Source organism: Cupriavidus alkaliphilus (genome assembly GCF_014191175.1).
GTDB classification, from domain to species: Bacteria; Pseudomonadota; Gammaproteobacteria; order Burkholderiales; family Burkholderiaceae; genus Cupriavidus; species Cupriavidus alkaliphilus.
On the sequence record NZ_JACHWE010000005.1, the window covers coordinates 262,235 to 283,155 of the forward strand.

Below are 20,921 nucleotides of genomic sequence, written 5' to 3' on the forward strand. Positions count from 1 at the left end.
GATTTGGGAATCGGAACTCCGGCTGGCGCCGGGGCAGGGGGGCTTTTTGCCATCGCGAAGGGCTCGTTCAGTTTTTTGGCGAACTTTCTGGGGGTCGTCGCCATGCATCAAACCAATATGAGGGCACGGGCGGGCGCTCGGGCCGGTCTTTCCGGAACACCGATTGCGGTCACGAATGACATGCATCCTTCCGTGCGACGGCGCATCTTCGCGGCGCTGCGTCGGGCACACCGTGTGCTCGGCATGAATCGGGATGGGCTCGGCCTGGGTGCGCTGGGCGCGTTGGGTACGGCCGGTGTGACAGCGTCGGGGTCCGCCGCTGCAGTCGGCGGTGAAGGCATGGCGGCGCGCAATGCCGGCGGGCTGCTTGCCGGCGTGGGCGGGCTATTGCTGATGACCTCGCTGGTCGCGCCGGCGCATGCGCAGTATGCGGCGGGCGGTGGCACAGCGACTGGTGGGAGTTCTGTTGCGGTCGGCCCCGGCTCCAATGCCACCGGCTTGCGCAACATCGCGGTTGGCAGTGGCGCATTGACTGCCAGCATCGATTCGATTGCCCAGGGCACCAACGCAAGGGCCGGCGACCAGAATGCCATCGCCATCGGTTTCCAGGCGTATGCGACCGAATTGAACTCCATCTACCTTGGCGCACGGACCGTCCCGAGCTCGGGCAGCACGGCGGTAGGTGCCGTCGGGATTGGCACGGACGTCACCGCGTCCGGACTCAACGCGGTCGGGATCGGGACGCGCGCCATTTCGTCGAGCCAATACACGGTAGCTATTGGCCAGAACGCGGTGGCCTCGGGCGGCGGCGGCGCGGTAGCACTGGGCGGCGGCGCCGTCTCGAGCAACATCAATACGGTAGCGATCGGCGTTCAATCCGAAGCCACTGCAGCCGGGGCCAGCGCCCTGGGCACCAATTCGCATGCTTTGGGAGGAAACTCCACTGCGGTCGGTGTCGGCTCCACGGCCAGCGGCAACTTTGCCGTCGCTTCTGGTTATGGATCCGTCGCGAGCGGTCTCAATGCGATCAGCGTGGGTCGGGAGTCCGTTTCGTCCGCGATAAACTCGACTGCGCTCGGCCAAGCTGCGTCCGCCAATGGGACCAACTCGTTGGCACTCGGCACGCAAAGCGTTGCTGATGGCCTGCGTGGTGTCGCTGTGGGCCCGTCCGCGAGCGCTGCCGCAGAGGATGTGATCGCCATCGGCAATGGTGCTGGGAGCGGGTCAACGAGTGCCAGCGCCAACTCCGTTGCCCTGGGTGTGGCCGCCGGACAGTTCGTCGAAGGCGCTCAGAACACGGCCGTTGGCGCGGGTATTAACAGTGTGATGCGCGGCGCCGGCGCAGGCGTTACGGGTGCGCGGAACGTGGCGCTCGGCACGGGCGATGGCACGGTAACTTATGATGGCGCGATTGCGGCGTCCACCGGCAGCCGGGTCACCGGCAACGATAACGTTGCAATTGGCACGAATGCTGGCGTTGCCGTCGGTGCCAATGCAACGACGTCAATCGGCTACAACGCCAAGGCCAGCGCCGATCGCGCTGCGGCACTGGGCGCTGGCGCTCAGGCGTCGGCTGCGGACGCGATCGCCATGGGTACCAGCGCGATTGCCGATTCCGCAGACGCCGTGGCAATCGGTAACGGCTCGCGGGCCACCGGCGGCAAGGCCGTCTCGATCGGTTCGGGCAACGTCGCGAGCGGTAACGGCGCAGTGGCGATCGGTGACCCGAACACGGCCACGGGCGACGGCGCGGTGGCGCAAGGTATGGACAACACCGCGACCGGCAATGGGTCGGTCGCGATGGGTAACACCAACATGGTCGGTGGCGGCGGACAAGCCGTCAGCACGCCGGGCACTGCCGCCCAGGGTGCGGTTGGTATTGGTTACCAAAACACCGTGGTCGGCCGAGGCAGCGTGGCAATCGGCAACACCAGCAGGGCGATGGGTGCCGGTTCGCTGGCCTTCGGTGATACGGCTACTGCGAACAATGCCGGGGATGTCGCGCTTGGCTCCGGATCGGTGACTTCGGCTCCGGTGCAAACCGGCAGCACGGTGATCCGCGGCACGACCTACACTTTTGCCGGAGCGACACCCACTAGCGTCGTCTCCATCGGTGCCTCCGGTGCTGAACGTCAGATCCAGAACGTCGCTGCGGGCCGCATCGCGCAGAACTCCACCGACGCGATCAACGGTTCGCAGCTGTATGCCGTGCAGCAGTCGCTGCAGTCGGTGGTCAGCGGTTCGTCGCCGCATTACTTCAGCGTTACGGGCAACGGCGTCACACCGGGACCCAACTACAACAACGACGGTGCGACAGGGATACTGTCGTTGGCGGCGGGCTACGGCGCCACGGCCAGTGGGCAGCAGGCAACCAGCGTCGGTTACAACGCCAGTGCCGGCGGCCTGGAGAGCACCGCGCTTGGCTACGCCAGCAACGCGTCCGCAGTGAATGCCACCGCGCTGGGCAACCAGGTCGAGGTGGCAGCCGCCGGCGGTATCGGCATCGGCGCGAACATGGGCGTTGCCGTGGATGCGGCCTCGACCACCGGTATCGCGGTGGGCTTTGCCGCGAAGGTGGCGAACTCCCCGGGAGGCATTGCCCTTGGCGCCAACGCGGCAGCAAGCAACGCCGGCGCAATGGCGATCGGCTCCGGCGCGGTCGCCAGCAACGTGCAGACGCTCGCCGTCGGCCAAAACGCCAGGGTCACCGGTCCGGAATCCTCGGCTTTCGGCTACAACGCCTCGGCGGTGGGCTCCAATTCGCTCGCACTCGGCTCCGCCAGCAGCGCGGCCGGCAACACCACCACGGCAATCGGCCAGAACGCCAGTGCGTCGAATTACGCGACGATTGCGATGGGTCTGGACTCGGTGTCGGACGGCAATAGCACGATCGCCCTTGGCCGCGGGGCGCAGTCGCACAACTTCCAGAGCGTTGCGCTGGGTGCCGACAGCCAGGCCGATGCGGGCGGTACCGCGCTTGGCGCCGTCAGCGTCGCGACCGGCGTGAATGCCACCGCGATCGGCCGATCGAGCGCTGCGACGGGCAGCGGTGCTGTCGCCGCTGGTGTGCTGTCGGATGCGTCGGCCGCCGGTGCCGTTGCCGTGGGCAGCAGCGCTGCGGCAAGCGCGATCAATACCATCGCAATGGGTACCGGCGCGGTAGCCGATGCCCAGGACGCAGTGGCGATGGGTACCAACGCCCGCGCTACCGGCGGCAAGGCCGTCTCCATCGGCGCGAACAACGTCGCCTTTGGCGATGGCGCGGTGGCGATCGGCGATCCGAGCTATGCCAGCGGTACGGGTGCGTTTGTCGGCGGTGCCAACAACATTGCCAACGCGGACGGCACGGCCACCGCAACGGCTGCCAACGCGGCCAACGGTGCGGTGGCAATCGGTAATGCCAATACGGCCATCGGCCAGGGCTCGGTCGCGCTGGGCAATGCCTCGCGTGCAGGCGCGGCGGGTGCCCTTGCCTTTGGCGACACCGCGACCGCGGCGAATGCGGGCGACGTCGCGCTGGGCTCGGGCTCCGTGACCGATGCGGCAGTTGGCACCGCCAGCACCGTCATCGGTACCACGACCTACAACTTCGCCGGCACGACCCCGAGCAGCACGGTCAGCGTGGGCGCAGTGGGTGCGGAGCGGACCATCACCAACGTTGCGGCGGGCCGCCTGAGCGACACGTCGACCGACGCGGTGAACGGCTCGCAGCTCTATGCGACCAACACGCAGGTCACGCAGAACACCACCGATATCACCAATCTGAGCAACACGATCGGCGATATCAACAACGGTGCCGGCATCAAGTACTTCCACGCGAACTCGACGCTGCCTGACAGCCAGGCCATTGGCACCAACTCGGTGGCGATCGGCCCGAACGCGGTGGCCAACCACGCGGGCGACATCGCGCTGGGCGCCGGTTCGGTGACCGATGTGGCAGTGGGTACTGCCGGTGCGACCATCGGAGGAACGGCCTACACGTTCGCGGGTGCCAACCCGGCCTCGACGGTCAGCGTGGGCGCGGTGGGCGCGGAGCGAACCATCACCAACGTCGCCGCAGGCCGCCTGAGCGACACGTCGACCGACGCGGTGAACGGCTCGCAACTGTTCGCGACCAACTCGAAGGTGAACCAGAACACCGCCAATATCACCAATCTGAACAACTCGATCGGCGATATCAACAATGGCGGTGGCATCAAGTACTTCCACGCCAATTCGACGCTGCCGGACAGCCAGGCCGTCGGCACCAACTCGGTGGCAATCGGTCCGAACGCGGTGGCCAACCACGCCGGCGACATTGCGTTGGGGGCGGGTTCGGTAACGGCCGTGGCAGTGGGCACCGGCGGCGCGACGATCGGCGGCAACGCCTATACCTTCGCGGGTGCCACACCCAACTCGACCGTCAGCGTCGGCGCGCCGGGCGCGGAGCGGACCATCACCAACGTCGCGGCGGGTCGCCTGAGCGACACGTCGACCGACGCGGTGAACGGTTCGCAGCTGTACGCGACCAACCGGCAGGTGGACCTGAACACCAACAACATCGCCACCAACACGACCAATATCGCCAACCTGAACAACATCATCGGCGATATCAACACCGGCGCGGGCATCAAGTACTTCCACGCCAACTCCACCTTGCCGGACAGCCAGGCGCTGGGTACGGATTCGGTCGCAATCGGTCCGAACGCCGTTGCCAGCAACGCTGGCGACATCGCGCTGGGTGCGGGTTCGGTGACCGATGTGGCAGTGGGTACTTCTGGTGCAACCATCGGCGGCACTGCCTACACGTTCGCGGGCGCCAACCCGGCCTCGACGGTCAGCGTGGGCGCAGTGGGCGCGGAGCGGACCATCACCAACGTTGCCGCAGGCCGCCTGAGCGACACATCGACCGACGCGGTGAACGGTTCGCAGCTGTACGCGACCAACACCAAGGTGACGCAGAACACCACCGATATCACCAACCTGAACAACATCATTGGCGATATCAACAACGGTGGCGGCATCAAGTACTTCCACGCCAACTCGACGCTGCCGGACAGCCAGGCCATCGGCACGGACTCGGTCGCGATCGGGCCGAACGCCGTGGCAAACCATGCGGGCGACATCGCATTGGGCGCGGGCTCGGTCACCGATGTGGCAGTGGGTACCGCGGGTGCGACCATTGGCGGCAACGCCTACACCTTCGCAGGTGCCAACCCGACGAGCACGGTCAGCGTGGGCGCGGTGGGCGCGGAGCGGACCATCACCAACGTCGCCGCGGGCCGCCTGAGCGACACGTCGACCGACGCGGTGAACGGCTCGCAGCTGTACGCGACCAACCGGCAGGTGGACCTGAACACCAACAACATCGCCACCAACACGACCAATATCGCCAACCTGAACAACATCATCGGCGATATCAACAACGGCGCGGGCATCAAGTACTTCCACGCCAACTCCACGTTGCCGGACAGCCAGGCGCTGGGCCTCGACAGCATCGCGGTCGGTCCGCAAGCCGTGGCCAACAACACGAACAGCATCGCGATGGGCAACGGCGCGATCTCGAGTGTCGATGGCGGCGTGGCGCTGGGGTCGGGTTCGGTGTCGGATCGCGCGTTGGCGCCGGTCAGCGGCACCATCACGGCCGGTACCGCTTTGGTGCCGTACAACACCACCGACGTGAACCTGGCCGGTGCGGTGTCGGTCGGCAATGCCGCGACCAACACGCTGCGCCAGATCACCAATGTGGCCGACGGTACCAGCGCGCATGACGCCGTGACGATCCGCCAGCTGCAAGGCGCGATCGGCTCGGTCACTGCCACCGGGACGAAGTACTTCCACGCGAACTCCACGCTGGCCGATTCGCTTGCAATCGGTGTCGACTCGATCGCGGTGGGCCCGGAGACGATCGTCAACGGCGACAACGGCATCGGCATGGGCAAGAACGCGCAGGTCGCACAGACCGCGCCTGGCGGGACCGCGATCGGCCAGAACTCGCTGGTGTCGCAGGCCGATGGCGTTGCGCTCGGTACCAACGCGCAGTCGCAGGGGATCCAGTCTCTCGCGCTGGGCGCCGGTTCGCAGGCGGTGTTTGCCAACAGCGTCGCGCTGGGCGCCGGTTCGGTCACGACCGTGGGCGCACGCAGTGGCTACACTGGCTACGGCGTGGGTGGCGGCCAGAACTCGGTAGGCGAAGTGTCGGTCGGCAACGTCGGTGCCGAGCGGCAGATCACCAACGTCGCCGCCGGCTCGGCGCCGACCGATGCTGTCAACGTCAGCCAGCTGAACCAGGTCGCGCAGAACACGGCGACCTCGTTGGGCGGCGGCGCTTCGTACGATTCGACCACCGGTTCCTATACCGCACCGACGTACTCGGTCGGCGGCGGGACGTACAACAACGTCGGCGACGCGCTGGCCGCGCAGGACACCATCGTCAAGAACCAGGGCGGCAGCCTGGCGAACCACCTTGGCGGCGGTACGACCTACAACCCGGCGACCGGCACCATCGGCGGCGGCTTCACGGTCAACGGCAAGACCTACGCCAACGTGGCCGACGCGATCGGCGACACGGCGGGTCAGGTCGAGAATTCGATCCAGTACGACAACGCGGATCGCTCGCAGATCACGCTCGGCGGCACCAACGGCACGAAGATCACCAACGTCGCCGCCGGCAACATCAGCCAGAACTCGACCGACGCCGTCAATGGCTCGCAACTGCACCAGACCAACACCACGGTCAACAACCTGGTCGAGGGCAAGGTCGGTATCGTCAAGCAGGAGAACAGCAGCGCGCCGATCTCGGTCGGGGGCGACACCGGCGGTACCACGATCAACATGGCGGGCAAGGATGGCGATCGCCGCATCACGGGCGTGGCCGAAGGGCAGGCACCGACCGATGCCGTCAACGTCAACCAGCTCAATCGCGTCAGCCAGGGCATCGACCAGCGGCTCGCGGGCATGGACAGCCGTATCCGCGCGGTTGAGAACCGGTCCAATGCCGGTATCGCTTCGGCGATGGCGATGGCGAGTCTGCCGCAGGCCTATCTGCCGAACAAGAGCATGATGGCGATCGGTACCGCCACGTTCAATGGCGAGACCGGTTACGCGCTGGGCCTGTCGCGCGTGTCGGACAACGGCTCGTGGGTGTACAAGGCGTCCGGTGCCGCAACCTCGCGAGGCGACTACGGCGGTGCCGTCGGCCTCGGCTATCAGTGGTAAGCCGATTAGTGGCAACCCGGACGGAACTGTCCCTGTAGCACGGGCGTGCGCCAGTCCTCCAGCTGGCGCACGTCCTGCCACTACCCGATCATCAACGTCCCGTCGGCGCGATGACGCCATGCCGGGACAAGGAGTTGGAAACCATGTTTGATTCGATGAAACGCCATGCCGCCCCCTGCGTTGCCGCGCTGGCGGCATTGCTGCTGGCCGGCTGCGGCAACCTGAGCAAGATCGACGACAAGGGCCACAGCGCCGCGCCGGTCTGGCCCAAGATGGACGTCGAGAACATGACGCTGCTCGAGGGCATCCATCCGGATCCCGCCAAGCTGGCGCTGGTCAAGGCGGGCATGACGAAGGACCAGCTGTACCACCTGCTGGGCCGCCCGCACTTTCTCGAGGGCTTCTTCTTCGTGCGCGAATGGGACTACCTGTTCCACCTGCAGACGCCATCCGGGGACAAGGCCTGCCAATACAAGGTGCTGTTCGACCGCGACACGCACGCGCAGCAGTTCCTGTGGCGCGAGACGGAGTGCGAGGAAGCAGCCAAGGCGCTGGTGAAGAAGACCAGCGCCTGATTCGTCGTCGCCGCGCATGCGGGGACCCAGCGACTTGAGGTAGCATGCGGGTCCCCGTTATCGCGGGGAACACAGTCGTTATCGGGCCGGCCACGGCCCTTTTTTTTGGAGTTGTCATGTATCGCGCCGTATCGATCGCCGCATCGCTGCTTGCCGTGCTCACCCTTGGCGCCTGCCAACAGATGCCCGCCCAGCAGGCTGCCCAGCCTGGTGCGATGGCGCCCGCCGCGGTGCCGGCCCCAGCCCCGACCCAGGCCCCGGCGCAAGCGCAGCCCGCGCCACGCGCCGCCGCGCCATTGCCGAGCGTTGATTTCCGCCTGGCCCAGCCCGAGCGCGCCTCCGGTCTGAACGAGTTGCGCATGGCCAATGCGACGTTGTGGGTCGCACCGCAGCCGGCGCTGAGCCGCAGCGACCTGAACACGGTGGTGGCCGTCAAGGCGAAGGACGGCAAGTCCTATGTGCGCTTTGGCTTCACGCAGGCCGGCGCGCAGAAGCTGGCGGCGGTGACGCAGCGCTTTCCCGGCAAAGTGCTGGTACTGACGATCAACGGCAATCTGGTGGCGACGCCACGGATCGCGCGGCCGGTGACCAATGGCCTGTTGTTCGTGCCGATGGGCAGCGAGCAGCAGGCGCTGAACGTGGCGGCGGTGATCGGCGGCGCGGGCGCGCCCGCCGCGCGGTAAGGCGATCGCCGCCTACCTCGCGATATACCCGGAAAGTCCCGCGCCGCGGGACTTCTGCCGGCCTTGGCCGCCAACGCCGGCGCGCAGGCGAAGCATTCGGTCTTCCCCATCGGCCCGCGGGTCTCGCGCCGGAAGAATCCCGGCATCGTCCAATACCTTCCCTCCGCCGGTGCCCTGACGGGCGCCGGCGCGCAGCAGTAACGCTCCCAACTCCACCGTGTCACGCTGACGCCTGCGGCAGCCAACCGCCATGGCGCACCTGCAGCAAATTCGTAGGGAATAACCCTTGCTGGCCGAAAAATATATCACGACATGATGTATTGTTCGGAACTCCCGAAGCCGACGCCGCCCGTTGGTGTCGTCGCGTCGCCCCCCGCTTCAAGGAGCCTGCATGCGCATACGCAAGCAAACCGACTTTCTTTCCGGCCTGATGTTCATCATCCTTGGCCTCAGCTTTTCCTTCGTTGCCCGCGGCTATTCGATGGGCACCGCCGCCAGGATGGGGCCGGGCTATTTCCCGTTCTGGCTTGGCATCGTGCTGGCGCTGCTGGGCGCCGTGGTCGCCGCCGGATCGTTGTCGCACAAGAGCGAAGCGGACCGCATGGCGCGCTGGGACATCAAGACGCTGCTGTGGATCCTGGGCTCGGTGGTGCTGTTCGGGCTGGTGCTCAAGCCGCTCGGCATGGTGCTGTCGGTGCTGGCGCTGGTGCTGGTGTCGTCGATGGCCAGTCATGAGTTCACCTGGAAGGGCGCCATCCTGAACGCCGCGATCCTGGTGCTGATCAGCACCGTGGCCTTCGTCTACGGCATCAACCTGCAGATGCCGGTATGGCCGGCCGCTTTCGTCAACTAGGGGATATCGGATGGAGTTGCTGAGTCATCTCGCGCTGGGGTTTTCCACCGCGCTGACGCTGCAGAACCTGGCCTATGCCTTCCTGGGCTGCGTGCTGGGCACGCTGATCGGGGTGCTGCCGGGCCTGGGGCCGCTGGCCACCATCGCCATGCTGCTGCCGATCACCTACACGCTGCCGCCGGTGGCCGCGCTGATCATGCTGGCGGGCATCTACTACGGCGCGCAGTACGGCGGCTCGACCACCGCCATCCTGGTGAACCTGCCCGGTGAATCGTCGGCTGTTGTGACCACGCTGGACGGCTACCAGATGGCGCGGCGGGGACGAGCGGGGGTGGCGCTGGCGACAGCGGGCCTGGGTTCGTTCTTCGCCGGCAGCGTGGCCACGCTGATCCTGGCCGCGTTTGCCACGCCGCTGTCGGAGCTGGCGTTCAAGTTCGGTCCCGCCGAGTATTTCTCGCTGATGGTGCTGGGCCTGATCGGCGCCGTGGTGCTGGCGTCGGGCTCGCTGGTCAAGGCCGTGGCGATGATCGTGCTGGGGCTGTTGCTGGGCCTGGTCGGCACCGACGTCAACTCGGGCGCCGCGCGCTTTTCGTTCGACGTGCCGGAGCTGACCGACGGCATCAGCATTACCGCGCTGGCGATGGGGCTGTTCGGCTTTGCCGAGATTATCGCCAACCTGGAGCAGAAGGAGCATCGCGAGACCTTCACCGACCGCGTCACCAACCTGTTCCCGACCCGGGAAGATTTCAGGCGCATGATCCCGGCGGTGCTGCGCGGCACCGCACTGGGTTCGTCGCTGGGCATCCTGCCGGGCGGCGGCGCCTCGCTGGCTTCGTTCGCGGCGTACTCGCTGGAGAAGAAGGCATCGAAATACCCGGAAGAATTCGGCAAGGGCGCGATCGAAGGCGTGGCGGGTCCGGAATCAGCCAACAACGCCGCGGCCCAGACCTCGTTCATCCCGCTGCTGACGCTGGGCATTCCGCCCAATGCGGTGATGGCGCTGATGGTGGGGGCCATGACCATCCACAACATCCAGCCCGGCCCGCAGGTCATGAGCAGCAATCCGGCGTTGTTCTGGGGCCTGATCGCGTCGATGTGGATCGGCAACCTGATGCTGGTGGTGCTGAACCTGCCGCTGATCGGCGTGTGGGTGAAACTGCTGACCGTGCCTTACCGCTTCCTGTACCCGGCAATCCTGGTGTTCTGCAGCATCGGCGTCTACTCGGTCAACAACACGGTGTTCGACGTCTTTGCCGCGGCCAGCTGCGGCCTGATCGGCTATGTCTTCCACAAGCTGCGCTGCGAACCGGCACCGCTGCTGCTGGGCTTCGTGCTGGGTCCGATGATGGAAGAGAACTTCCGCCGCACCTTGCTGCTGTCGCGCGGGGATTTCTCGGTGTTTACCACGCGTCCGCTGTCGCTGGGCCTGCTGGTGGCCGCGGCGGCGCTGGTGGCGGTGGTGGCGCTGCCGTCGATCAAGGCCAAGCGCGAAGAGGCGTTCCAGGAGGAATAACGAGGGGGGAGCGGGGGCAAGGCAGTCTCGCATCATCGAGAACGACGGGCTGTTTCGTTCCTTGCGGACGAAACAGCCCTGGCCTTGCGCGGATCGTGCGTCCGGCGTGCCCGCGACCCTTACTGTCGGATCGTCAGATCACGCCCATCGCCGGATCGCTGACCGTATCCTCGCCGGTCTCCATGCGTCCGGCAAAGCGGCGCGCGAACGCGGGGCTGGCCTCGCAAGTCACGACGAAGTCGTACCAGTTGCCGCTTTCCGCCACCGGCCATTCCAGCGTTTCCACCTTGCCGCGCTTGACCCGCTGCGTCCACGGGCCGTCGTCGCGATAGGCCAGCGCCTTGACGGTGAAGGTCACGTCGGCATCGCTGCCGTTATGCAGCTTGACCTGGATCGTCGGCTTCTTGCAGGGGTTGTAGCAGACCTGGATTTCGGCGGACGTGGTCGCCGCCTCGTGGATGTCGCCGGAGAAGGCGCGGTGATAGCCGTTGGGCCCGAGCACCCACAGGTCGTACTTGCCGCCGTCGGCATTGATGTCCCACGCATCGTCCAGCGCCTTGCCGGCTTCGACCCCGTAGCGGCGCGGGATGCGGTCCAGGTGCAGCTTGTCGTAGACATGGAACACCGCGCCCGCCTGGTGCGCGCTGCCGTTGGCGAACAGCAGGCGCACGGTGCGCGACGCGGCATCGACGCGCGCACTGGTATGCAGTTCATACGGCAGCTTGCGCGACGGGCGCGAGCCGGTGGCCTGCGCCGGCAGCGCGGGCGTGGCCGGCACCGCGATGGCGGGCTGCGTCTGCTGCCAGGCGGTCAGGCTGGTGGCGTCGGCGCGCGTGGTGCGCCCCGCCAGCACGGGCAACGTCTCGCTGTTGGGCGTGGCGAAGTTGAAGGCGCTGGTCAGGTCGCCGCAGACGGCGCGGCGGTAGGCGCTGATCTGCGGCTCCATCACGCCGAAGCGCGCTTCCAGGAAGCGCAGCACCGAGGTGTGGTCGAACACCTCGGAGTTGACCCAGCCGCCGCGGCTCCACGGCGACACCACCCACAGCGGCACGCGCGGCCCCGGCCCGAACGGCTTGCCATCCTGCGGCGGCTGCTTGGGCGTGGCGGGCGGGTAGTTGAAGTACTCGTAGGCCATCTGCGCATCGTCGAGGGTCGACTTGCCGGCCAGCGTGCCGTCCGGGTTGCGCGACGGCGCGGTCGGCGGCGGGCTGTGGTCGAAGAAGCCGTCGTTCTCGTCGAAGTTGATCAGCAGCACGGTCTTGCTCCACACCTCGGGCGATGCCGTCAGCGCATCGAGGATGGCCTGCACATACCAGCCGCCCTTGGCCGGGCTGGACGGGCCGGGGTGCTCGCTGAACTCGGCCGGCGGGATGATCCATGACACTTCGGGCAGCCTGCCGTTTTGCACGTCGTCGCGCAGCGACTGCAGGAAGCCGCCGTCGGGCATGGTGTTGCAGAAGCCCTTGGCGAACGGGCTGTACTGGTCGTCGATATCCGGGTTGTAGGGCGGATTGACGCCGGTGCCGGCGGTGTTCGACAGCTTGCGCCCCTCGGGCATCTTTTCCATCTCGGCGCGCCAGTGGCGGAAGCTCATCATCTGGTTGCAGCCGTAGTTGTCCGGCACGTTCTGGTAGACCTTCCAGCTCACCCCGGCGCCCTGCAGGCGGTCGGCGTAGGTCTTCCAGGTCCAGCCCTCGGTGGACGGACCGACGTCGGCGCCGGCGTTGAACTCATTGATCATCACCGCGACGTTGTCGCCGGTCGGACCGTTGCTGCCGGTCCAGTAGAACAGGCGGTTGGGGATGGTGCCGGTGTGCATCGCGCAGTGGTACGCGTCGCACAGCGTGAAGGCGTCAGCCAGCGCGCGCTGGAACGGGATCTCGGCGTTGTCGTAGTAGCCCATCGACAGCGCCTTCTTGGCCACCGGCCAGCGATCCATGCGGCCGTGGTCCCAGGCGGCCTGCGCATCGGGCCAGGTGTGCGGCGTGCCGCCGGCGCGCTGCGCGTTGCCCTGGGTTTCATCGAGGTGGTAGGGCGTCAGCGTATTGCCGTTGGCATCGGTCTGGTAGAACGCGTTCTTGCCGTTCGGCAGCGGGATCGCAAAGCGGTCGCCATAGCCGCGCACGCCCTTGAAGGTGCCGAAGTAGTTGTCGAACGAGCGGTTTTCCAGCATCACCATCACGACGTGCTTGACGTCCTGGATGGTGCCGGTGGCGTTGTTGGCCTCGATCGCCAGCGCGCGGCGGATGCTGGGCGGAAAGCTGGCCAGCACCGCGGCGGCGGCGCCGGTGCCGAGGCTGGTCTTGAGGAACTGTCGCTTGGACGGATTGAAGGTCATGGCGTGGGTTGGGTGGTTCTGTCGCTGGATCGGAAAGCGGCCCGCATCAGGGGGCGCAACGCGAGCTGCAGTTGCCAGGCTTGCCGGTGTGGCCGGGCTTGCCGGCTGCATCCGGCGCGTTGCCGTTGGCGGCGCTGGGCTGCAGCGTGCCGCCGGCGGCGCCGGGCGAGTCGTCGCCGCCGCAGGCGGCAAGCATCAATGCCAGGGTGAGGGTGCCGGCGGCCAGCCAGGGCCGGGCGGAATGCGACAGCAAGGTGGGTCTCATTGGTGCAGGGCCTTTTCTTTTGGTTGAGGGAGAGAACGGTGGCCGCGCCCATGCGCCCTTGCGCCGTCAGACGGCTGCGCGCCATGGACTTCCGCCGCGGCGGATGACAAGCGGGATCTGGCCGGCTGCTGCGCGGATGGCCGTGGCTTGTCGCGACAGCGGGCGATTGTTGACGGGTCAAATGTCAGATGTTTGACAGGGCGCACTTTCGGCACTTTGGCTTTGTAACCAAACGTGTCAGGCAGCGGGCGTGGCAATTGCAGGCACTGCCGGGTTGCAGCCATTCATCCGTTCAACCCCGATACAGGAGACCGCTATGCCCGACAGGTCCGACGCCAAGGCCAAGCCCACGTCAAACACCACACCCGCCACCACAGCCCAGGGCGCTCCGGCCGGTTATGGCGATGCCCAGCGCGGCACTGGCGGAGAGCTGCACCAGGTTGCCGGCGGCACGCACGCCCCCTTGACCACCAACCAGGGCGCGCCCATCGCGGACAATCAGAACTCGCTCAAGGCCAATCCGCGCGGCCCGACCCTGCTCGAAGATTTCATCCTGCGTGAAAAAATTACACACTTCGACCATGAGCGCATTCCCGAGCGGATCGTCCATGCGCGCGGCACCGCGGCGCATGGTTATTTCGAGCTGACCGATTCGCTGGCGCAATTCACCACCGCCAGCATCCTGACCGAGGTCGGCGTCAAGACGCCGGTGTTTGCGCGCTTTTCCACCGTGGCCGGCGGCGCCGGTTCGGTCGACACGCCGCGCGACGTGCGCGGCTTCGCGGTCAAGTTCTATACGAAGGAGGGCAACTGGGACCTGGTCGGCAACAACATCCCGGTGTTCTTTATCCAGGACGCGATCAAGTTCCCCGACGTAGTCCATGCGGTCAAGATGGAGCCCGACCGCGGTTTCCCGCAATCGGCGACCGCGCACGATACCTTCTGGGACTTCATCTCGCTCACGCCGGAGTCGATGCACATGGTCATGTGGATCATGTCGGACCGCACCATCCCGCGTTCGCTGCGCATGATCGAAGGCTTCGGCGTGCACAGCTTCCGCCTGCTCGACGACCAGGGCCGGTCCACCTTCGTCAAGTTCCACTGGCGCCCGAAGCTGGGGCTGCAGTCCACGGTGTGGGACGAGGCCGTCAAGATCGCCGGCGCCGATCCGGATTTCCATCGCCGCGACATGTTCAACGCGATCCAGTCCGGCAACTTCCCCGAATGGGAACTGGGCGTGCAGCTGTTCACCGAAGCCGATGCGGCCAAGTTTCCGTTCGACCATCTCGATGCGACCAAGATCATCCCGGAAGAGACCGTGCCGCTGAAGATCATCGGCCGCATGGTGCTGGACCGCTGGCCCGACAACTTCTTTGCCGAGACCGAGCAGGTGGCGTTCTGCCCCGCCAATATCGTGCGCGGCATCGATTTCTCCAACGATCCCCTGCTGCTGGGCCGGCTGTTCTCGTACCTCGACACGCAACTGCTGCGCCTCGGTGGCCCCAACTTCAACCAGATTCCGGTGAACGCGCCCAAGTGCCCGTTTGCCAACCACCAGCGCGACGGCCATATGCAGATGCAGCAGCCCAAGGGACGCGTGGCGTACGAGCCCAACTCGCTGTCCGATGACTCGCCGCGCGAGGCTCCCGACCTGGGCTTCCGCCACGCGCTGGTGCCCGAGCAGGGCGACAAGGGCCGCATCCGCCCCGAGACCTTTGCCGACCACTACAGCCAGGCGCGCCTGTTCTACCGTAGCCAGACCCGCGCCGAGCAGGCGCATATCGCCTCGGCGCTGGTGTTCGAGCTGTCGAAGGTCGAGCACGTCCATGTGCGCGAGCGCATGGTGGCCCACCTGCTCAATATCGACCCCGACCTGGGCGGCCGCGTGGCCGATGGCCTGGCGCTGGACCAGGTGCCCGAGCCGCTGCCCACCGCCGCGCCGGTGCAGGACCTGCCGCCGTCGCCGGCGCTGCAGATCATCGGCAAGATGAAAGACACGCTGCAGGGGCGCGAGATCGGCATCCTGGTCGCCGACGGCTCGGACGGCGCCACGGTCGAGGCGATCCGGCAGGCGGCCAGCGCCGCCGGCGCCACGGTAAAGATCGTCGCGCCCAAGGTGGGCGGCGCGGTGCTGGCGGATGGGTCGAAGCTGCCGGCGGACGGACAGCTGGCCGGGACGCCTTCGGTGATGTTCGATGCCGTGGCCGTGGTGCTGTCGGCCGACGGTGCCGCGATGCTGGCGCAGGAAAGCGCGGCGCTGGATTTTGTCTGCTTTGCCTACGCCCATCTGAAGGCGATTGCCGTCGATGCGGGCGGGGATGCGCTGCTGGCTCACGCCCGGCTGGCGCCGGACCAGGGCATCGTGTCCGCCAGCGATCCGGACCGTTTTATCACCGCGGCGAAGACGCGGCAGTGGGACCGGGAGCCGCAGTTGCGGATGCTGGCATAGCGGGAAAGGGTGCCGGCGCCCCCGCGGGCGCCGGCCGTGTGCACACAACGCAGGCCTGTGGATACGCAGGGCAGGTTAGAATCCCCTATCCCTGTTCCCTGCGTGCCGCAGTCCATGTCCGAAGAAAAGAAGAGCCTGTCCGAAACCATCCGCGCCGCGATCGAGCAGGAGATTCTTTCCGGAAAACTTCCCAGCGGCACGCAACTGGAAGAGCAGCAGTTGCTGGCACGTTTCGGCGTGTCGCGCACGCCGGTGCGCGAGGCGCTGATCCAGCTGGAGTCGGCAGGCCTGGTGGACCTGGTGCCGCGCCAGGGCGCGATCGTTTCGTCGATCACGCTGCGCGAATACGTTGCCATGAACGAGATCCTGGTCCAGCTCGAGGCGCTGGCGGCCCGGCTGGCGGCGCGGCGCATCTCCGCGGCGCAGCGCACGGCGCTGCAGCAGGCCTTCGATGCGTGCCGCGCGGCGGGGCAGCGCGCCGATTCCGATCGTTACCGCGAAGCCAACGACGCCTTCCATGAGGTCATCTACGCCGCTTGCTGCAATGACATCCTGTCGCGGCAGATCCGCACCATGCGCGCGCGCATGCGCGGCATGCGCGACCTGCGCTTCGAAAAGCCGGCCCGCATCCTGGCATCGCTGGCCGAGCATGAAGCGGTGATGGACGCGATCGTGCGCGGCAACGAAGACGATGCCGCGGCCGCCATGGTCCGGCATATCGCCACCGGCGGCGATGTCTATGCGGACATGATCGCTGCCATGCCCGACGACGAGGCCGGCGGCCGGCGCGGCCGCCGCTAGCCCGCGGCGCCGCGACCGGGTGGGCTTATTCCAGCCTCACGCCGGCCTGCTCGATCCGCATCACGGCCGATTTGCCGTCCGCGGCGGCCCACTGGGCAAACGCCGCGGGCGATGCCGAGGTCGCTACCTCGCTGCCGTTGGAGGCCAGCTTCGCGCGCAGTTGCGGGTCGGCCATCACCTTGGTCGCAGCGGCGAAGAGCTTGTCGCGGATGCCGTCGGGGAGTCCGGCCGGCCCATACAATCCGAACCAGAAGGTGAAGTCAAAGCCCGGCAGGCCCATCTCTGCCAGCGCGGGCAGGCCTGGCGCGACCGCCGAAGGCTTGGGCGTGGTCACGCCAATCATCTTCACCACGCCTTGCGTGCCCAGCGGCAGCACCGACGCCGCCGTGCCGAACGACAGTTCCACCTCGCCCGTGGCCACCGCCTGCAGTGCCGGGGCACCGCCCTTGTAGGGGACGTGGGTCATCTTGGCCCCCGTAGCCTTTTCGAACTGCAGTGCGGCGATGTGCGGCGAGCCGCCGATGCCGGACGACGAGTAGTTGAACTTGCCTTGCTGCGCCCGGGCCCTGGCCACCAGCGTCTTGACGTCGCTGACGTTCAGGTTCTTGTTGACGGCCAGGATCAGCGGCGACACCGTCAGCCGCGTCACCGGGGTGAAGTCCGTCGCCTTGTAGCGGGCCTTGTACAACTGCTGGTCGATGCCGTACAGCGTCGCCGTGGCCAGGCCCAGCGTGTAGCCGTCCGGGGCGGCCTGCGCCAGCGCGGCGGAGGCCAGCGTGCTGCCCGCGCCGGGCTTGTTGTCCACCACCACGGTCTGGCCGAGTTCCCGGGAGAGCGCTTCGCCGAACACGCGCGCGACATAGTCCGCCGCCCCCGCCGGCGTGTAGCCCACCAGCAGGCGGATAGGCCGGGCCGGGTATTCCTGCGCTCCGGCCAGGGCGGGCAACGCCGCCAGGGCGGCAAGGGCCGCGCCGATGGCGGCGCGCCCGAGAGCATGGGTCATGGTTGTCTCCTTGGTGTGTTCGCTGTCGCGGTTGTATTTTCTTGCGCGCCTCAGGACGCCACGCTGGCTGCGCGCAGATCCGCGATGCCGGCTTCGTCGTAGCCCAGCGCGCGCAGGATCTCGTCGGTGTGTTCGCCGGGATCGGGCGCGGCGCGGGTGAATTGCTCCGGGTGCGGCGCGGCCGACAGGTTGATCGGCGAGCGCAGCAGTGCCAGCGGCCCCAGCACGGGGTGCTCGGCGGGCCGGGTCATGCGCAGGTGCCGCACCTGCGCATCCTCGAAGGCCTGGCCGATATCGAACACCGGACCGCAGGGCACGCCGGCCGCATTCAGGCGCGCGGTCAGTTCGGCGGCGGTGAAGGCGGCGGTGCACTGGCTGATGGCCGCGTCCAGGCGATGGCGCTCGGCGGCGCGGCCGGCGGCGGTCTGGAAGGCGGGGTCGTCCAGCAGCCAGCCGGCCTCGACGGTGCGGCAGAAGTTGGCCCACATGCGGTCGGTGCTGGCGGCGATATTGACCACGCCGTCGCGGCAGCGGTAGGTGCCCATCGGCACCAGCGTCGGGTGCGCATTGCCCTGCTGCGTCGGCACTTCGCCGTCCACCGTGTAGCGGGTGGCCTGGAAATCCAGCTTGTTGAGCATGCCTTCGATCAGCGAGGTATGCACCCATTGCCCGCGGCCGGTACGCGCGCGGTGCAGCAGCGCCAGCAGGATGCCCTGGCCGAGGAACATCCCGGCGGTGGTATCGGAAATGGCGATGCCCACGCGCAGCGGCCCCTGGCCGGGCTCGCCGGTGACCGAACTCAGTCCCGACATGCCCTGCACGATCTGGTCCAGGCCCGGGCGCTCGCAGTACGGTCCGTCCTGGCCGAATCCCGAGATGCTGGCCAGGATCACGCGCGAATTGATGGCGCTGAGCCGCTCGTAGGACAGTCCCAGGCGCTCCTTGACCACCGAGCGGAAGTTCTCCACCACCACGTCGGCGCGCCGCACCAGGCGCGCCAGCACCTCGGCGCCCTGCGGCGTCTTCAGGTCCAGGCACAGGCTGCGCTTGTTGCGGTGCAGGTTCTGCTCGTCCGAACCGCGCCGCCGCCCGGTTACCGAGCCGCGATCCTGCGGCGGCGGCGGCTCCACGCGGATCACGTCGGCCCCCCAGTCCGACAGCAGGCGCACGGCAGCGGGGCCGGCGCGCGCGATCGACAGGTCCAGCACGGTGATGCCCGACAGCGGCAGGTCCGTGCCCGGGGCGGGCGGCAAAGATGTCATGGCGAATCCTCAGCGATGGGTGGCGGCGTTGAGTATACAAAGAGAATGTATAAAAATACGTATACGGACTTTCCACGATGCATTGCGCGCTGGAATGCCGTACGCTGCCGAGGTCCTTGCTTCGCGGTCCAGGTACAAGGCGCCGCTTTTTGCCGCCTCGCCGTCCACATGCGTCGCGTAATCCCACCTCTTCAGCCTTTACCAGGGTTTGTATGCTTTCAGAATCTTTCTGTATTTACAGGAACGGCGGGCCCGAGGTGCTTGAGGCGTGCCAGATCGCGGTGCCGGCGCCGGGCCCAGGCGAAGCCCAGTTGCGCCAATCCGCGATCGGCCTGAACTTCGCGGACATCTATCAGCGCAAAGGCGCGCATGGCCCCCATTCCGCCACCCCGTTTCCCATCACGCTGGGCTCGGTCGGCGCGGGCACGGTCACCGCGATCGGTCCTGGCGTAGAGGGTGTCAGGGTCGGCCAGCGTGTTGCCTGCATCCACCCGGGCGCGTACCAGGTGACGCGCAACGTGCCGGCGGGCCGGCTCGTGCCCTTGCCGGAGACGATTGCCGAAGAGGTAGCCGGCGCCACGCTGCTGCGCGGCCTGACCGCCGAGTATCTGCTGCGCCGGCTCTACGCCGTCCAGCCCGGCGACGTGGTGCTGGTGCACGCGGCGGCGGGCGGCATGGGTGTGCTGCTGTCGCAATGGGCGCGCGCGCTGGGCGCGACCGTGATCGGCACGGTGGGCAGCGAGGCCAAGCGGGCGGTAGCGCTGGCACACGGTTGCCACCACGTCGTCAACTACCGCGAGGGCAGCTTCGTCGACGCGGTGCTGGCGCTGACCGGCGGCGAGGGCGTGGCCGTGGTCTACGACGCCGTCGGCAAGGACGTGTTCGTGCCGTCGCTGCAATGCCTGCGGCCGTGCGGCATGGCCATCAACTACGGCACCGCGTCGGGCGACGTGGAGGCCTTCGACCTGCAGCTGCTGCACGCGCGCTCGCTGATCGTGTCGCGGCCCACCTTGCGCACCTACATTGCCAGCCCGCAGGCGCTGGCCGGTGCCGCGGCCACGCTGTTCGCCGCGGTCGCGGCCGGGCAGTTGCGGCTGGAAGTCAACCACCGGTATCCGCTGGCCGCCGTGCGCGACGCGCACCGCGACCTGGAGGGCCGTGCCACCACGGGTTCGGCCGTGCTGATCCCATGAGCCCGGCGAGCACACCATGAAACTGTTCCATGGCTGGTTGTCGAGCGCGTCGCGCCGGGTACGCCTGTGCCTGGCCGAGAAAGGCATTGCCTATGAGAGCGTGCCGGTCGACCTGGCGGCGCAGGAGCAGCATACGCCCGCGTTCCTGGCGATGAATCCCAACGGCGTGGTACCGGCGCTGGTGCTGGACGATGGCCGCTTTCTTTATGAGAGCGGCACCATTTGCGAATACCTCGACGAGATCAGCCCGTTGCCGCCATTGCGGCCCGACGATCCCTACCAGCGCGCGGTCATGCGCAATTTCGTGCGCTGGACCGACGAGAAAGCGCTGCCGAACCTGCTGGTGCTGAACTGGAGCCTCGCGTTGCAGCCGGTTGCCGCGCGCTGGAGCGATGCCATGCTGGCCGAGCGGCTGGCGCGCATACCGACCAGCGAGCGCCGCGACGCGTGGCTGCGCATTGCGCGCCAGCCCTACACGGACGCGGAGAAGCGCTGCGCGCTCGACGCGCTGCTGATGCTGGTGCCGAAGATGGAAACCATGCTGGCCCATAACCGCTGGCTCTTCGGCGCCCGCTATACCTTGGCCGATATTGCCGCGACACCGTTTGTCGCGCGCATTGCCGAACTGAAGCCCGCCGCGCTGTCGTCGGCCCCCGCCGTGGCTGGCTGGTGGCAGCGTGCCCAGGACCGGCCGGCGTTTGCGCAGGCGCGGCTGGAACGTTTCGACATCGCGCTCGCACGCCGTGGCGCGCCACCCGCCGATGCCCATTGATTCCCACTGGAGTATTG

12 protein-coding genes and 3 pseudogenes are annotated in these 20,921 nt (G+C 67.4%); 11 read left to right on the forward strand and 4 right to left on the reverse strand.

Features of this window, described 5'->3' with window-relative positions; translation table 11 throughout:
- Positions 1 to 393: 393 nt before the first annotated feature.
- From FHX60_RS28035 to FHX60_RS18840, 7 genes and pseudogenes are all read left to right on the forward strand, one after another.
- Positions 394 to 4,551: pseudogene (locus FHX60_RS28035) on the forward strand (beta strand repeat-containing protein); the annotation flags it as partial.
- 96 nt (positions 4,552 to 4,647) lie between these two features.
- Positions 4,648 to 6,102, forward strand: a pseudogene (locus FHX60_RS28040) (YadA family autotransporter adhesin); the annotation flags it as partial.
- A gap of 114 nt (positions 6,103 to 6,216) precedes the next feature.
- Positions 6,217 to 7,197: pseudogene (locus FHX60_RS28045) on the forward strand (YadA family autotransporter adhesin); the annotation flags it as partial.
- A gap of 143 nt (positions 7,198 to 7,340) precedes the next feature.
- A complete protein-coding gene (locus FHX60_RS18825; protein WP_183284198.1) occupies positions 7,341 to 7,772 on the forward strand; it encodes an outer membrane protein assembly factor BamE in 432 nt (143 codons plus the stop codon).
- Positions 7,773 to 7,888: 116 nt separating this feature from the next.
- Positions 7,889 to 8,455: a SecDF P1 head subdomain-containing protein gene (locus FHX60_RS18830; protein ID WP_183284199.1), complete on the forward strand. Its 567-nt coding sequence runs from the start codon at positions 7,889 to 7,891 to the stop codon at positions 8,453 to 8,455.
- Between the two features lie 391 nt (positions 8,456 to 8,846).
- Complete coding sequence (locus tag FHX60_RS18835; protein ID WP_112774724.1) at positions 8,847 to 9,308, forward strand: tripartite tricarboxylate transporter TctB family protein; 462 nt, start codon at positions 8,847 to 8,849, stop codon at positions 9,306 to 9,308.
- 10 nt (positions 9,309 to 9,318) lie between these two features.
- A complete protein-coding gene (locus FHX60_RS18840; RefSeq protein WP_183284200.1) occupies positions 9,319 to 10,821 on the forward strand; it encodes a tripartite tricarboxylate transporter permease in 1,503 nt (500 codons plus the stop codon).
- Between the two features lie 133 nt (positions 10,822 to 10,954).
- On the opposite strand, the gene FHX60_RS18845 is transcribed toward FHX60_RS18840, so the two are convergent.
- Both FHX60_RS18845 and FHX60_RS18850 read right to left on the reverse strand, forming a co-directional pair.
- On the reverse strand, positions 10,955 to 13,159 hold the full coding sequence (locus tag FHX60_RS18845; RefSeq protein ID WP_183284201.1) for a phosphocholine-specific phospholipase C: 2,205 nt from the start codon (positions 13,157 to 13,159) through the stop codon (positions 10,955 to 10,957).
- Positions 13,160 to 13,205: 46 nt separating this feature from the next.
- A complete protein-coding gene (locus FHX60_RS18850) occupies positions 13,206 to 13,424 on the reverse strand; it encodes a hypothetical protein (RefSeq protein WP_260164119.1) in 219 nt (72 codons plus the stop codon).
- Positions 13,425 to 13,740: 316 nt separating this feature from the next.
- On the opposite strand from FHX60_RS18850, the gene FHX60_RS18855 reads away from it, so the two are divergent.
- Positions 13,741 to 15,873: a catalase gene (locus FHX60_RS18855; protein WP_183284202.1), complete on the forward strand. Its 2,133-nt coding sequence runs from the start codon at positions 13,741 to 13,743 to the stop codon at positions 15,871 to 15,873.
- Positions 15,874 to 15,987: 114 nt separating this feature from the next.
- Positions 15,988 to 16,674, forward strand: a complete 687-nt coding sequence (locus FHX60_RS18860) for a GntR family transcriptional regulator (protein ID WP_112774729.1) — start codon at positions 15,988 to 15,990, stop codon at positions 16,672 to 16,674.
- Positions 16,675 to 16,699: 25 nt separating this feature from the next.
- Here the strand turns inward: FHX60_RS18860 and FHX60_RS18865 are convergent, their stop codons facing one another.
- Positions 16,700 to 17,677, reverse strand: a complete 978-nt coding sequence (locus tag FHX60_RS18865) for a Bug family tripartite tricarboxylate transporter substrate binding protein (RefSeq protein ID WP_183284203.1) — start codon at positions 17,675 to 17,677, stop codon at positions 16,700 to 16,702.
- Positions 17,678 to 17,727: 50 nt separating this feature from the next.
- Positions 17,728 to 18,939, reverse strand: a complete 1,212-nt coding sequence (locus FHX60_RS18870) for a CaiB/BaiF CoA transferase family protein (RefSeq protein ID WP_183284204.1) — start codon at positions 18,937 to 18,939, stop codon at positions 17,728 to 17,730.
- Between the two features lie 212 nt (positions 18,940 to 19,151).
- On the opposite strand from FHX60_RS18870, the gene FHX60_RS18875 reads away from it, so the two are divergent.
- Positions 19,152 to 20,132: a quinone oxidoreductase family protein gene (locus FHX60_RS18875; RefSeq protein WP_183284205.1), complete on the forward strand. Its 981-nt coding sequence runs from the start codon at positions 19,152 to 19,154 to the stop codon at positions 20,130 to 20,132.
- Positions 20,133 to 20,148: 16 nt separating this feature from the next.
- Complete coding sequence (locus FHX60_RS18880) at positions 20,149 to 20,904, forward strand: glutathione S-transferase family protein (protein ID WP_183284206.1); 756 nt, start codon at positions 20,149 to 20,151, stop codon at positions 20,902 to 20,904.
- Positions 20,905 to 20,921: the final 17 nt, after the last annotated feature.

What these genes read in the sequence shown, in the direction of transcription:
- FHX60_RS18825 (WP_183284198.1), top strand. Translation starts at nt 7,341, where the DNA reads ATGTTTGATTCGATGAAACGCCATGCCGCCCCCTGCGTTGCCGCGCTG.
- FHX60_RS18830 (WP_183284199.1), top strand. Translation starts at nt 7,889, where the DNA reads ATGTATCGCGCCGTATCGATCGCCGCATCGCTGCTTGCCGTGCTCACC.
- FHX60_RS18835 (WP_112774724.1), top strand. Translation starts at nt 8,847, where the DNA reads ATGCGCATACGCAAGCAAACCGACTTTCTTTCCGGCCTGATGTTCATC.
- FHX60_RS18840 (WP_183284200.1), top strand. Translation starts at nt 9,319, where the DNA reads ATGGAGTTGCTGAGTCATCTCGCGCTGGGGTTTTCCACCGCGCTGACG.
- FHX60_RS18845 (WP_183284201.1), bottom strand. Translation starts at nt 13,159, where the DNA reads ATGACCTTCAATCCGTCCAAGCGACAGTTCCTCAAGACCAGCCTCGGC.
- FHX60_RS18850 (WP_260164119.1), bottom strand. Translation starts at nt 13,424, where the DNA reads ATGAGACCCACCTTGCTGTCGCATTCCGCCCGGCCCTGGCTGGCCGCC.
- FHX60_RS18855 (WP_183284202.1), top strand. Translation starts at nt 13,741, where the DNA reads ATGCCCGACAGGTCCGACGCCAAGGCCAAGCCCACGTCAAACACCACA.
- FHX60_RS18860 (WP_112774729.1), top strand. Translation starts at nt 15,988, where the DNA reads ATGTCCGAAGAAAAGAAGAGCCTGTCCGAAACCATCCGCGCCGCGATC.
- FHX60_RS18865 (WP_183284203.1), bottom strand. Translation starts at nt 17,677, where the DNA reads ATGACCCATGCTCTCGGGCGCGCCGCCATCGGCGCGGCCCTTGCCGCC.
- FHX60_RS18870 (WP_183284204.1), bottom strand. Translation starts at nt 18,939, where the DNA reads ATGACATCTTTGCCGCCCGCCCCGGGCACGGACCTGCCGCTGTCGGGC.
- FHX60_RS18875 (WP_183284205.1), top strand. Translation starts at nt 19,152, where the DNA reads ATGCTTTCAGAATCTTTCTGTATTTACAGGAACGGCGGGCCCGAGGTG.
- FHX60_RS18880 (WP_183284206.1), top strand. Translation starts at nt 20,149, where the DNA reads ATGAAACTGTTCCATGGCTGGTTGTCGAGCGCGTCGCGCCGGGTACGC.